Annotated in this window: 18 protein-coding genes; 3 read left to right on the forward strand and 15 right to left on the reverse strand. The window is 58.8% G+C overall.

All coding sequences use genetic code 11. From position 1 onward, the window contains the following. Window positions 1-48: 48 nt before the first annotated feature. From GGR43_RS22585 to GGR43_RS22610, 6 genes are all read right to left on the reverse strand, one after another. Window positions 49-423, reverse strand: coding sequence for a hypothetical protein (locus GGR43_RS22585; protein WP_188073994.1), 375 nt, complete (start codon window positions 421-423; stop codon window positions 49-51). Between the two features lie 12 nt (window positions 424-435). Beyond that, window positions 436-678, reverse strand: coding sequence for a helix-turn-helix transcriptional regulator (locus GGR43_RS22590; protein WP_188073995.1), 243 nt, complete (start codon window positions 676-678; stop codon window positions 436-438). A 314-nt stretch (window positions 679-992) separates the two neighbouring features. Next, window positions 993-2,270, reverse strand: coding sequence for a tyrosine-type recombinase/integrase (locus GGR43_RS22595; RefSeq protein WP_188073996.1), 1,278 nt, complete (start codon window positions 2,268-2,270; stop codon window positions 993-995). Window positions 2,271-2,542: 272 nt separating this feature from the next. Continuing rightward, on the reverse strand, window positions 2,543-2,815 hold the full coding sequence (locus GGR43_RS22600) for a hypothetical protein (protein ID WP_188073997.1): 273 nt from the start codon (window positions 2,813-2,815) through the stop codon (window positions 2,543-2,545). Between the two features lie 14 nt (window positions 2,816-2,829). Then, window positions 2,830-3,900, reverse strand: a complete 1,071-nt coding sequence (locus tag GGR43_RS22605) for a hypothetical protein (RefSeq protein WP_188073998.1) — start codon at window positions 3,898-3,900, stop codon at window positions 2,830-2,832. Further along, complete coding sequence (locus GGR43_RS22610; protein ID WP_188073999.1) at window positions 3,900-4,331, reverse strand: hypothetical protein; 432 nt, start codon at window positions 4,329-4,331, stop codon at window positions 3,900-3,902. The genes GGR43_RS22605 and GGR43_RS22610 overlap by 1 nt, the downstream gene beginning before the upstream one ends. 464 nt (window positions 4,332-4,795) lie before the next feature. On the opposite strand from GGR43_RS22610, the gene GGR43_RS22620 reads away from it, so the two are divergent. Genes GGR43_RS22620 through GGR43_RS22630 form a run of 3 tightly spaced genes read left to right on the forward strand, consistent with a single transcriptional unit; the run spans window position 4,796 to window position 6,280 of the window. Further along, window positions 4,796-5,857, forward strand: a complete 1,062-nt coding sequence (locus GGR43_RS22620) for a type I restriction endonuclease (RefSeq protein ID WP_188074001.1) — start codon at window positions 4,796-4,798, stop codon at window positions 5,855-5,857. A 34-nt stretch (window positions 5,858-5,891) separates the two neighbouring features. Beyond that, entirely contained in the window at window positions 5,892-6,068 is a 177-nt protein-coding gene (locus GGR43_RS22625; RefSeq protein WP_188074002.1) for a helix-turn-helix domain-containing transcriptional regulator, read from the forward strand. After that, the gene (locus GGR43_RS22630) at window positions 6,065-6,280 is read left to right on the forward strand and encodes a hypothetical protein (protein WP_188074003.1); all 216 of its coding nucleotides are present in this window, start codon (window positions 6,065-6,067) and stop codon (window positions 6,278-6,280) included. The genes GGR43_RS22625 and GGR43_RS22630 overlap by 4 nt, the downstream gene beginning before the upstream one ends. A 186-nt stretch (window positions 6,281-6,466) precedes the next feature. Here the strand turns inward: GGR43_RS22630 and GGR43_RS22635 are convergent, their stop codons facing one another. The 9 genes from GGR43_RS22635 to GGR43_RS22675 form a co-directional block, all read right to left on the reverse strand. Then, entirely contained in the window at window positions 6,467-6,745 is a 279-nt protein-coding gene (locus GGR43_RS22635) for a hypothetical protein (RefSeq protein ID WP_188074004.1), read from the reverse strand. 390 nt (window positions 6,746-7,135) lie between these two features. Further along, window positions 7,136-7,690 (reverse strand): hypothetical protein, encoded by a 555-nt coding sequence (locus tag GGR43_RS22640; protein ID WP_188074005.1) that lies wholly within the window; start codon window positions 7,688-7,690, stop codon window positions 7,136-7,138. Window positions 7,691-7,834: 144 nt separating this feature from the next. Further along, window positions 7,835-8,083: a hypothetical protein gene (locus tag GGR43_RS22645; protein ID WP_188074006.1), complete on the reverse strand. Its 249-nt coding sequence runs from the start codon at window positions 8,081-8,083 to the stop codon at window positions 7,835-7,837. Then, entirely contained in the window at window positions 8,073-8,498 is a 426-nt protein-coding gene (locus tag GGR43_RS22650) for a DUF5681 domain-containing protein (RefSeq protein ID WP_188074007.1), read from the reverse strand. The genes GGR43_RS22645 and GGR43_RS22650 overlap by 11 nt, the downstream gene beginning before the upstream one ends. Beyond that, complete coding sequence (locus GGR43_RS22655) at window positions 8,495-10,207, reverse strand: glycosyl hydrolase family 28-related protein (protein ID WP_188074008.1); 1,713 nt, start codon at window positions 10,205-10,207, stop codon at window positions 8,495-8,497. Before GGR43_RS22655 ends, GGR43_RS22650 begins: the two co-directional genes overlap by 4 nt. After that, on the reverse strand, window positions 10,207-10,557 hold the full coding sequence (locus tag GGR43_RS22660; RefSeq protein WP_188074009.1) for a hypothetical protein: 351 nt from the start codon (window positions 10,555-10,557) through the stop codon (window positions 10,207-10,209). Before GGR43_RS22660 ends, GGR43_RS22655 begins: the two co-directional genes overlap by 1 nt. Continuing rightward, window positions 10,547-11,221 (reverse strand): hypothetical protein, encoded by a 675-nt coding sequence (locus GGR43_RS22665; protein ID WP_188074010.1) that lies wholly within the window; start codon window positions 11,219-11,221, stop codon window positions 10,547-10,549. The genes GGR43_RS22660 and GGR43_RS22665 overlap by 11 nt, the downstream gene beginning before the upstream one ends. Before the next feature lie 12 nt (window positions 11,222-11,233). Next, complete coding sequence (locus tag GGR43_RS22670; protein ID WP_188074011.1) at window positions 11,234-12,049, reverse strand: DUF2213 domain-containing protein; 816 nt, start codon at window positions 12,047-12,049, stop codon at window positions 11,234-11,236. A gap of 227 nt (window positions 12,050-12,276) precedes the next feature. Then, window positions 12,277-12,693: a hypothetical protein gene (locus tag GGR43_RS22675; RefSeq protein WP_188074012.1), complete on the reverse strand. Its 417-nt coding sequence runs from the start codon at window positions 12,691-12,693 to the stop codon at window positions 12,277-12,279. Between the last annotated feature and the right edge of the window lie 128 nt (window positions 12,694-12,821).

Genomic DNA, 12,821 nt, shown 5'->3' on the forward strand with positions numbered 1-12,821 from the left:
GGGCTTCATCTTCGTTCCTTCGTCACTACGACGAAGCCCAAATCCTCCTTAATTCACAACCTCAAATCTGTGCCATTGGCGCTGACGCCGGACAACGTAGATGCCCCGGCGATACCCGGCCTTGTTGTTGAACCAGCCGTTGTCGGCTGGGTTGGCCTTGCCGCTCATGACCTCGTTGCAGTGGTCGAGCATGTGGCGGAACCAGAGCGCACGCGGCGAGGTATCGCGTGAGCGAGCGGCTTGCTTGGTCAGTTGGTCCAGTTCAACAAGAACGGAATCAACAAGGTGTTGATCGGCGTCGGCGTTGCACTCGGGTCCGGCGGGAAAGATGCGGTGCGGGTTAATGCGCAGCAACCACGCGACATACGCGGCGCGGCGGGCTTCGGTGGGCGCAGCTATTTGCGCACGGGGGCTCGTAGTCATGACGTATCCCCCTCACTGCTGCTCAGCAAGCCAAGCATCAATCTCGTTGAGGTCCCAAACCGTGGCGCGGGGACCGATCTTGCGAGAGCGGGGAAAGTCTGGACGTTCAGCGTGCCAGCGCCAGAGTGTGGCGAGGCTGACGCCCAGATATTGAGCAGTGCCGGTCGGGCGAGCGTTGCGCCGTTCCTGGCGGCGGGCGAGTTCTTCTGCTACCGCCTGCTTAATGGCGGGAAGCGTTACGGCTTCTTGTTTCATGGTGGCGAATCCTTGAGCGTTCAGCTCACGCCACCGGGCCGGGTAGGCTGCGCAGGCGGCGGGAGCGGCAAGCCCCATGAGGGGCGGCTACTCTCACGCCACCGCTGCAACTACAGCGGATCAGGACACGCCGGGTATGCCCAGGCGGGCCGGGGCAGCGCCTCGGAACCCGTGTCCCTGTGGAGATACCGGCAGGCCAACACCACTTCGTGGTGCCGCCTCCTGTCTCCAGCGATCAATCGAGAGAGAGTATAGACGAATAAGACGACAGAAGTCTATACAGATCAGTGACTTACCTAAAAAGTATAGTGACTTCACCGCGCGCAATACCCGGCCCAATCCTCCATAAGTGCCCGCCGTTTCTGGAAAAGATCGCCGCGCCGGTAGTGGGCTTCCACCTTGGAGTCGATGCTATGGGCCAGCGCCATTTCCGCGACCTCGCGCGGGTGATCGGTCTGCTCCGCGGCCCAGTCACGGAACGTCGAACGGAACCCGTGCGGCGTAACCACCTTGGGCTGTCCGTCTTTGCCAGTCTGCTTCGGGTCGATGTAGCCCTTGCGCCCGGCCTTCGTTTCGGCCTCGTGCATGCGCTTGACGACCGCGGCCAGCGTCATATCCGACAACTCGCCGCCGCGCGGTGCGAAGAAAACAAGGTTGCTGTCCTCCAGGCGCGGAAGGGCTTTCAGCAACGCAACCGCCTCATCTGTGAGCGGCACGCGATGTTCCTTGCCCATCTTCATGCGCTCCGCCGGAATCGTCCACTCCTTGGCTTCGAGGTCGATTTCATCCCACGTCGCACCGCGCACTTCACCGGAGCGGGCAGCGGTCAAGATGGTGAACTCCAACGCCCGCGCGCCGTTGCCTTCCATCTTGCGAAGGTGCCTCATGAATTGAGCAATTTCGACAAACGGCAGCGCCGCATGATTGCCGTTCTTCGCCACCTTCGTGGGCTCCGGCAACATCGTGTCAAGATAGCCCTTCCAGCGTGCCGGATTCGTGCCGCTGCGGTACTTGCGGACGGTTGCCCAGTCCAAGACGGCCTCGATACGACCACGCACGCGGGAGGCGGTTTCCGTTTTCACCTTCCAGATTGGTTCAAGGACTTCCAAGACGTGCGGTGTGTCGATGTCGCGGACTTGTAGCTTGCCGATGAAGGGGAAAGCGTAGGTTTCCAGCGTGTTGTTCCACTGCTGGGCGTGCTTCGCGTTCTTCCATTCGGGAGACTTCGCGGCGATGTATTGCCCGGCTGCTTCCTCAAAGGTGATCTCACTCGCCCGGCTCGCCATCAGGGCGGAGCGTGCGGCCTTGCGTTCAGCAATCGGGTCGATGCCTTGGGCGATCTTCTCCCGGACTTCGCGCGCCTTGTCGCGGGCCTGCTGTAGCGTCACCGCCGGATAGCCGCCCAAGCCGACCTCGCTGCGGCGCTGCTTGCCGTCCGTAGTCGCGCCGACCGTAACCCGCAAGAGCCAAGTTTTTCCTCCGCCAGGAAGAACCTGAAGATGAAGCCCAGGTACGCCACCCACGGCGTGCATTCCCGGCTGTGAGAGGCGTTTCACCTCCAATGCTGATAGTTCTTTCGCTACTCGTGGCATAATCGCACCCGCCTATAAACCCGCCTAAGATTATACGATCTTACGCGATAAGTCGAGACCAGGCGAGACGACCGGACTTGCGAAAGTCTTGTAGTTACGCGGGTTTCCTGTCAAAATCGAGATCAGGCGAGAGGACGTAAGACCCTACGGTGGGGGACTCGCTCTCCGCCAACCCTTCCCGCAACACCCTGTAATTACATGGAATATTTCCATGTTAGGAAATTATCCCCACCAGACACACCACACAGTAAATCCACTGTGCGGCAAGCGAATCAATCGTCCGGCGCTGAGCTTTCCAGACCCCGCCTGCGCTCGATCTCACGGATCACAGCAGCCTTGCGGCTCTCGTCGCCCAGTTCACCTTGTAAAGCCATCATCGCCAGCGAAGCCTTCCTACTGGGGCGGGCACCAAGCGTCAGAATCCCATCGCAAAGGAAATAGAGCAGCCCCGCGTCTGTCACGCGGTTGAGCCATTCCGCCGGATCAAACGGGCGTGCACCATGGGCGGGGGCCAAAGCCCCCTGATTGGTGTTCATTATGTTCATGGGTTATTCCTTGGTTATGCTGCCAGCCGCTTGGCGTCGGCGGAAACGCGCTCAAGGATATCGTTGGGAAGTTCGAAGTCCTGATATTCATTGATGACGATATCGATCTTCTTCCCGATATCCGCGCCGCAGCGTGACGGTATATCGATCACCCTCATGAACGCGACAGCCGCTGCCTCACAGGCGCGCCTACTGTCCTTCAGCAATTCCTCATATTGGGGATCGCTTTTCAATGCGTGGGCGTAGGGGTGATTGTCGGCAATCGCCCGCAGCCGCCAGTATTCCGCGATGGCGGCGTCCAGATCGACCGGCGCGCAGAGCATGGTCTGGGCGGTGGCGGGAACGGCAAGGGCTTTGTATCCCAGATCAGCGAAGCGTCGAATATCCTCGAAGAACGAATGAGTATAATCTACACGCCAAGAGGGTGTATATTCTCCTCCAGCGGCTTCTTCCCCGAATAGCTGCTCTAGCTTCCATTTCAGCGCGTCGCCGTGTGGAGAAGGTATAGCAAGTAGCACAGCCTCAGCCTCGTTCATTGAGGCCATCAGAGAATCTATGCGATCATTAGCAGCACCAAATCCAGAGATTTCTTCTGCATGCTTTAAAGTGACCCTATAAGTTTGGACTATATCGAGTTGTTCCCGAAAAAGACGTTCTGCCTCATCTCTGGTCGTTCCTACCATTGTTCGGGTTTCACCTCTTAGGAACTTGTTCCACTCTTCATCTATGTCGAGCACGTGAAGAATATACCCCTTCTCTTTGAACCAAAACTGGCGTGGGTCGAGTTGAACGCTATCAGCATCAGGTTCTATCGCCTCAAAGCGGGTACGAGCTATCGTCCACTCTTTCTCAGCCGCATCATACTGTTGTTCCAAGGCTGTATAGGCTGCCATTGCAGAGTCCCATGCATGCGTATCTGTAAGAGAAACATGAGAATCCGCCTCAATTGGTCCACACATAAACATAGCATTCGTTCCTTTCGCTGAAGCGCAGCCGGGAATGGCTGCGACAGCGGGAGCGGCTATCAGCGGAGTGGTTACCAAGGCGCGCATGACATCGCGGCGGGAGGTATCGTTGATGCCCATCACGCAGCCCTCCGCTGTTCAGCGCGGTACTGCGCCGCTTCCATGGCCCGCATGTTGAGCGGTGCGGCAGTCTGGTCGATGCCGTAGACCGGGGCGACGGGCGACACGCGGCGATCCAGCTCGTCGAGATCGTCGGTACAGCAATCGCTGTCGCCGTCTTCCGCCGCGTCGCTGATGGTGCATCCGGGGCCGCGTCCCAGCCCGAAGGCCAGCGCATGAGGAGACAGGGCGAAATCGTCTTCCAGATCGGTGCCGTCCTCAAGGTCGACATCCCCCTCCGAAGCATCGAGGATCGCCATGAGGCTTTCGATGCAGGCTTCGATATCCGCGCGCTCGTCGGGCGACAGGACCAGATGCGCCGGGACGCACTTGGATGGGTCGAATGTTGCGGCAGACATGACATCAAGCCGCGAAGATGATACTTCACGCATAGCTTCAGTCCCTCTCAGGTAGGGGTTGCGGTTAGACCGGGAGGGAGGGGCCTAATCCTCTCTTCCGGTTGCATTGGTGATATAACCAGCAACACTTGCCGTCAATACCCTTGTCGGTTATATCACTTGCATGGCAGTTAACCCCGATACTACGGCGCGCAAGCTCGTCTCTCTTCCGCATGAAATGGTGAAAGCGATTCAGGATTTCCGCTTTGAAAACCGTATTGCGTCTGAATCTGAGGCCATCCGTCAACTTATTCAAAAAGGGCTGAATAGCGGTAGGAAATAGACTGCCCTTCACCAAAACCCCTATGATCCAGCCCCTCTTCAGCATTAGTAAACATGGACCAGGCAATGTCGGCTCCAAGCAGCCACGCAGGGCAACTTACAGCTATTCCGATTTAATTGTTGCGAATCGCAGTTTGCGATGAAACGAAGGCGCGGGCGTTTTTTAAGGGGGAATTATGGATTTGGCAGGCAAACTCACTGAACTGGTAGCGCGCACGCAGAAGCATCGGGAAGTGCTTTTAACCGAGGAAGCGGCAAAAACCGCGTTGGTTATGCCTTTCATCCAAATGCTCGGATATGATGTATTCAACCCCTCCGAAGTGATTCCTGAATACTGCGCGGATGTTGGCACGAAGAAGGGTGAGAAGGTTGATTATGCCATCTGCATAGATGGACAACTTTCAATTCTTGTCGAATGCAAACCCTCTTCGTCAGAACTGAACATCAACCATGCATCACAGCTTTTTCGTTATTTCAGTGTGACGCATGCCCGGCTTGCCGTCCTCACAAATGGCGTCGTCTACCAGTTTTATTCAGACGTCGATCAGCCGAATAAGATGGACGATAAACCATTTTTTACGCTCAATCTGGATGCTATCCGCAAGTCGGATGTGAAAACCATCGAGAATTTCACGAAGGCCCATTTCGAAGTCGATAGAATCGTGCAGGAGGCGCAAAATCTCAAATTGGAATCGCTGGTTCGTAAGGAGGTCGAAGCTGAAATGGCATCGCCATCTGAGGAACTGGTGCGCATAATTGCGGGGCGCGTACAGCAAGGACGCGTGACAGCGCAAGTAAAGGACAATTTCACTCGTCTAATAGCAAATGCCTTTGCCGTGATAGTACGGGAAAGCGTAACCGACCGACTTACATCCGCGCTCAACGCTTCCACCACCACTGAGTCTAAAAATGAGGAACCGGCCCAAGCTATCGATGATATTGTAACCACTGAAGAGGAAATTTCCGGCTTTCGCATTGTACAGGCCATTGGTGCGCAGGTTGTAGACCCGCGTCGCATAGTAATGCGCGATGCCAAGTCCTATTGCGCAGTTCTTTTGGACGACAACAACCGCAAGCCGATTGCGCGCCTACACTTCAATGGGCAGTCCACCAAATATCTCGGTACCTTTGCTGGCAAGACTGAGACGAGGAACATCATTTCCGATCTGGCGGATATTTATCAGCACAGCGCAACAATCGTAAAGCAGATCAAAGAACTAGATGGGGGTGCTGGATAACATCACTCCACCCCCGTGGAAAAGAGCCTCAACCATGCCAATTGAAACCCGGCCTTGGGACATATTTGAGTATCTGACCTCGGAAGAGGAAATCCAGTTCTGTCTTGAAGCGGCGGAAGAGGATGGGACGCCGGAGGTGATAGCCCGCGCTAGAGAGGTTGCCGGGGAAGCGCGACGCCACCTCGTGGAGAAAGGACTTGGTTCCGAATGAAGGACATGCGCTCCGTCCGTTTCAATGAGAAGGTGAAGCGATTTTCGACGGTTCTGGGGGCTGGCGGGATTGCTTTGCTCATCGCCACCTTGCTCCGGTGGAGCGACCGGGATTTCGATCTGGCGATTGGTGCGTGGATTTTAATGAGTGTCGTGCTTATATATGTCTCGGTGCAGATGAACGATCTGCTTGAGTCGGAGGAAGCGGAATGAACGGTTTCGAGATCAGCGTCGTCGCCATTCCCGCTGCCATCGCGGCGGCCATGTACGCCTATCTGCTCCACGAGCGGAAGAAGCTCCACGACGCGAAGCGCGCCAAGCGAGGGTGATATGCTTGGCAATCGTGGAAGCGCAAATGGCGATGAGTGCGATGCCTTCTCCCGTAAATCCCGCCACCTGCTACACTGGAAGCGCGGCGAACTCCGCAGGATTAAGCGCGCTTTCAGCAAGCGGATGAGGCGACAGGCCATAGAGTTGGATTGAATCGCGACTGTCCGGTTTTTGTGTGTCAGGATAACCGGAACCCCGCAGCGGCAGCCCATCCTGCATTTCGCCCTGGCGGAGGCTGGCGAGCAATAATGCTCTCATGGCAGGCCAGCCATCCTCAGGATGGGTTAGGACTAAAGAACCGTCACTTCCGAAGGACATTCGGCCTACCCGGCTGATAAAGCTTACCATCCTTCTCTCCATGCCATGGATCGCCGAACTCTCGTGGATGGGGCGGCTCCTTCCCCTGCTGGATGGCTATTTTCACCGCAGCGCGTTCCCGCCGATGCTCAGCTTGCTTGAATGGCTTATCGCTCTCGGCTGTGGTTATGCCAATGATGGGATTTTTTCTGCGACTGTTCGACATCGGATACCTCCACGGAATCACGCCAGCCAGCGCCAGCCGAACAGGATATATGAACAGGATGTCATCGCCAAGCTGGGTAATAGCGAAAAGGGAGTCGCTTTAACCGACACCCTTGGCGGCAGGCAGAGCACCCGTCCGCCGATAACCCACGCCAACCCGACGAAATGCGTCGGGTTGCGTCCGGCATGGCAACCTATCCCCACTCCCTCGACCACTCAGGTCAGTTCAATCTCCTGCCGCTTCAAGGCCGCGACGCCAGCCTCTATGCCGAAGGCGGCAAGCGGGATGTCGGCAAGGATCGCACCATCGTCGCAGCCGATGAGCTGCCCCTCCATCGTCACACGATAATAAGGGCCATATCCGCCTTTAGGTCCGATCAGTTCGGGGTGCCGCTCTTCCAGATCGGGGAAAGCAGCGGACAGATTTTTCCTTTCGGTCTCCGGGATCATCTTCCATGCCTGAAGCCAATGGGTATTGACGACGCCTGTTGCCGCCTTTCCAGCCTCCATATCCGCCGCCCAATCGAATCTGTCACACAAGGGATGGCGGATGGCGGAAGCTCGATCCGATGAAGCGTTACCCGCGTTGATACCGGAATAAAGGCGAGCCCATGGATCATTGGCAGAGTCACCCAGCCAATAGGCGATGGTGGCCGCTCTCCATTGTGCGACGGTTACCCATTCCTTATGGGTCAATTCGCGGCGTGGTTCAGGATTGCGGGCGGCATGATCGGCTTCCAGAAGGGCGAGACGGCGTGCATGATTACGCATGGCAATCCCCCCGGCCATTGTCCGGCAACGCGAATATCACCTTGCCTTGTCGGGCCAGCAGCACCCAGCCATCGGCCCGGAAGGTCTGAACCGCATCAGCCGGCTTCTGCTGTTCCAAGCGCGCGAGGCGACGACGCAGCCCGCTCACAGGAATAGGTCCGTTGGGTGGGCGTGCAGGAACAGGCGGCCCATATCGGGTTTCATCGCCCGCAGCATTGCGCCAAATCCACCGGCAGGCACATAACCAGGAACGCCAGAGCATTGATCGAGATCGCCGCGATAGCGCGCCATGGCGCTGGTGATCTCAACCTCCGACAAAGGAGGATTGCCCGCGATGCTCAGGCGCAAGTCCCGCTCCAGCGCGGCGAGGCGGCGGCTGATGCTATTTGCCATTCTGTCCCTCCAACGCTGCCAGCCGGATTTCGATGTCCGCAGTCTCGATGGCCTTGCGATGCTCCGCCAGCATGGCCGCCATCGCCTGTCCTTCGCTGGGAGTGATATCCCCCCGCGCTACCGCCCCCATGATGGCGAACAGCGCGGGGGGATGGTCCGAAGCGTTCTCGACCTTCGGCAACTTGAAGGAGACAGGTCGATCCCGGCGCGGAGGAGCAATTCGATCCATGCACAGCCGCAGCGCCACCTGATCGCCAGCCAGCGCCATTTCGATGGCCTTCCGGGTCAATTGCTCCACCTGCCCATCCAGCAATGCCTCGCAGGCGAGCGTTGCCTTGCCGCGCGCGCCTTTGGGGCGACCGGGATTGCCCGATCTGAATTGCCCCTTCCGGTCGCGGCCTTTGGATGCGGTCATGCGGCTGCCCCTGACACGATCGCAAAATTCAGGGTGACCGCATTGCTGAGCGAGGCGCCCGTGTCGTTCTTGAGCGCGATGCGAAAGCTGCCATCAGCGATATCGAAGGCCTTGGCCTCATAATCGCCATTCTGGGCGAGAACGGTGACGATATCCGTTGCCTTGACCGCCGAATTGGTCACGGTGAACCGGGCGGCAGACCCGCCCGGCAGCGCTGCATCATGGGTGATGATCTGGCCGACCGGCGTATTGATCGTCACTCCGGTTGTCTTGCTCGTGGCCTGCGTGACAGTTGCTCCTGCCCCGGCGACATAGCCGATTTTCGCGGCGGGCGAGGCGAGTAACGCACCGATCCGATTGCCTGCCCCTGCGTCCTCCACCAGCGTCATGCCTTCGGTATAGACATTGCCCGGCCCGAAGCGCACGTTGGAGGAACCTGATTTCAGCCGCGCGCCGAACGTTGTAGACGCAAAATTGTTATCGTCGATCAGGCAGTGCGAACCAGACACGGTCCCATCTATATCGATGGCGGAGACCGCTGTGTTCGGGTCGGTGTCGGGAAAGAACTGGTTTCCGATGATGCTGGCTTGATTGACGATATCCATTGCCACGCCGCGATAACCCGCATGGACGGCCCACCTGTTCCCGGAAAACACGAAATTGGGCACCGAGCAGGCGATATAAACGCCATCGCCGGGCGCGAATTTGAAGCAATCGCTATTGGTGATGGACAGCCCTTGATGGTTGACGCCACCTTCGGGCGCATAGACGTCCGTGTTGTTCATCGCGAAGAAACAGGCGTTCAGATTGGCGGACTGGGAGCCCGTGCCGTACCTGTAGCCGAGCGCGAGAAACCTGAAATGGACCGCCGTGAAGTCGAACACGCAGACGAATTCTCCGGCGTTCGATCGGGTGATGACGCCTGTTCCGGCTGGCGTGCTGGCCCCGTCGAACATGGAATGCGAGAAGTCGATATTCGACCAGTCGATGGCCTCAACCGCCGTGCCCCAGAAGAAAACATTGTTGATCCCATCGGATCCACGGAAATGCAGGCGTATCACGCTCTTTGCGGTCCATTCGCCGAAGAACGGATAGGCCCCGCAATCCATTTCGATGGCCGTGTTGCCGCCCGCCGTCCCCGCCGTGACCGAAAAACCAGTGAGATCGACGCTGTGCTGCTGGGACGAACCCACTACTCGCAGGAAGCCGTTGGACGGACAAAAAACCTCGGTATTGTCCATCCCGTCCCCGAATATCGTCAGGCGGGAGAACGCCCATGTCGCCATAGGCCCCACGGCGGGGTTCGGCATCGTGACGGTGATCCGGGAGGCGATGCGATATTTGTTGCCACCGGGAATATAGAGCGCCTTTTTGTTCGCGAGGCAGAAGTTTATGGCTGCGGCGAAAGCTGCGGTGTCGTCGGTGTCGCCATCGCCCACGGCGTTGAATGGGGCGTCTTTGACCGAGATATAATCACGCCCCTTGCGGCCCAGAGTGCCAGCCGGATAATCGGACGCATGGGAGAAGCCAACCATCCCGGCTCCGGCGGGAGAGGTAAGCCCCAGCTTATCCAGAATCGCCCCTTGTTCGCTGGGGTCATTCGTGATGGCTTCAGCGTCAACTGAGCCGAGGCCCAACGGACCTGAAGCCGCCCCGCGCACCCCGCGCGCGCCAGACACATTGATGCGGACGGAAGGCGAAACGGCCATCAGTAGGTTGCTCCCGGTGTCAGAATGATATGGCCCGCGACCGGGATGGCCTGAATGCCATCCGGGTAGGTTATGCGCAGGTCGTAGGCGAGGCGGACGATCTGTCCGGCCCCTGCGACGGATGAAAGGGATGCGCCGTCAATCGTGACGGTGAATATGCCATTCTCCGGGTCGTGCAGGTCTATCGTCGCCGCAGCGATGACCGAGCCTTGCCCCGCATTGGCGCGGATTCGCAGTTCCAGAGTGTCGCCTATCAGGTCGATAGGCGCGCCGACATTGTCGTTAAGCTGCCAGTCCTCGCAATAATCGGCGTTGCGGTAGACGCGGATATCCATGCGTTCAGTTCGCATCGGAGAAGTCCTCCACGAAGCTGATCGAGGCGGTCGCGATTGCCTGATCTTTCTCGATGCCAGCCGCATAGAGCCCCGCATGGGCTACCGGCAGATAGACCCCCGGCCCCGACATGATCGGCAGCGTCGCATCTGCCAGCCGCGTCACCGGCTCCATGTTGCGCCATGTATAGCCGGGCAAGCCGCGCGCTACATGCTCGGCGGACAGAAGGCTTTTCTCACCACGCGGGCGGGCTTTGTTGACCTCCACGATCTCGGCATCATTGGCTTCGATGCGCCGCACCATTTCCAGCAACTCCATCGCCAGCACCGGATACCGGGCACGAATAAGCGCGGCCAGTTCATCCCGCTCAGCCTTGGCTGCGGCGAACCGCTGACGACGCTGCTCATAGGATTCATCGTCCTGGATCGCCTGCCGCCGTTCGCGAAGCTGGCCCAGCGACGCCTCCAGCCTGCGGACATCATGGGCAAGGTCTGCCGCATTGTTCCGCGCCTCGCGCGCTTCCGCCGTGCTCAATGCGGGATCGATGCTGCGCGCTTCCTCAACCGCCTGATCTTCGGCGGCGTTCGCCATCGCGTCCTTTACCTCGGCAATGACGCCTTCCACATCCTTCAGCCGGGACGAGGAGCGCAGGGCCGATGTAATCCGTTTTTCCAAAGACATGACAGACCCTCCTCAGCTATTGCGCCATGCATTGAGATCGGCGGCGCTACGGGCATAGGCAGCGTCGGATGCCGCGCTGGCCTGATCGAGTGCGTTCTGATCCATGATGCTGTGTCCGGTGCTGGAAGCAGCGCGAATGGCCGCCAGCGCATCGGCATCGGAGAAAGGCCGGAACCCTTCGCGCCCGGCGTTGAGATCATGGGCGGACTTGGCGCGGGCAATCGCTTCTCGGCCAGCATCGCTGTCGGCAAAGGCCCGTTCGGCGTCGGTGAACATTGCGGATGCTCCTGAGGCGAGGCTGTCACCAATCCGGCAGGCGCTGCCAGCGCGACCCTGCGGCACCAGCGCGATATGATTTCCGCGGATGTGGGCCTGCTTGGCCTGATAAGGTGTGCCGTCCGGGGCAACGCCGTCACCCCAGAGCAGTTCGCAGTTATACCCGGCTGACAGTTCACGGGCCTCGCCACGCTCATAGGCGGCGATAGCTTCGGCATCAGCCAGCATCAGGGGAATCTCGACAAAGCCACCATCGCGCGCGACACGTCCCTCGGTGAAGCCGACAGCGACCTTTTTCCAGTTGGCGGGTGATACCCCATCGGCGGGATGATCGAAGGTGACGGCCTGATGCGCGAAACTCGCCATTGCATCCTGCGAGAATACCTCGTCATCGGGCCGATAAACATTGACGATGGGAATATGCGGCTCGCCGACCTCTGCTCCGGAATAGGTGTAGACGCCTGATCTGGCAAAGCGTGCGACAGCGGCAATCCTGCCGTCTGCCAATTTGCGGACCCGCTCCAACGGCGCTCGGTCCATCAATGTAATCATGAATAGTTCTCCCTTGGCCCCATAGATCGGGGGAAACGTGCCGATGGCCGGGGGCGACGGTCATCAGCGATGGGGCGAGAATGGAAGGTCGGGGATGATGGCTCTACGGACGGCGCGAAGAATATGGAGAAAACTTCCTTGGCGGATATCCAGTCCGCCATATCGGGCGCAAAAGCCGCAGAAACGGGGACGGAGCGGTGTGCACTGTCCGATTTCCCAACCGATAATCATACTGTATCGGCCTGAAGCCCCTTCCGCCGCGCCCGTTCGACAAGCTGGTCGCCGGTCTGCCGAGTGCCACCGAAATAGAAATCTCCCTGCCCTGTCGGGCTGATCGCCCATGAGCCGCCCTCCGGGGATCGCAGGAATTCGATGGCGGCGCGCACCGGTGGACCGATATGCGGTGCCCGCGCTTGTGGTTTTCGCGGTTTCCGCCGGATCATTTCCCGATACAGCCTGCGACCGGCCAGATAAGCTTGCCGCTGCGCCTTCAGGTCGGACCCGCCACATTCTTCGACCCATCGCTTGTTGCAGGATGTCCGCGACCCAAAAACGGTTTCCACTCCACGCCATCCGCCGACGATGAACACCTCCGCAAAGCCGGGCGGGCAGGGTTTGCGCTGATGTCGGAGCCGCCAGTCCATGCCGGGACACTGGCGAGCAGGAAACGGCCCCTATGTCCGGCGTCAGCGCCAATGGCACAGATTTGAGGTTGTGAATTAAGGAGGATTTGGGCTTCGTCGTAGTGACGAAGGAACGAAGATGAAGCCCA

The sequence above is a fragment of the Sphingobium jiangsuense genome (assembly GCF_014196495.1).
Taxonomy (GTDB): domain Bacteria; phylum Pseudomonadota; class Alphaproteobacteria; order Sphingomonadales; family Sphingomonadaceae; genus Sphingobium; species Sphingobium jiangsuense.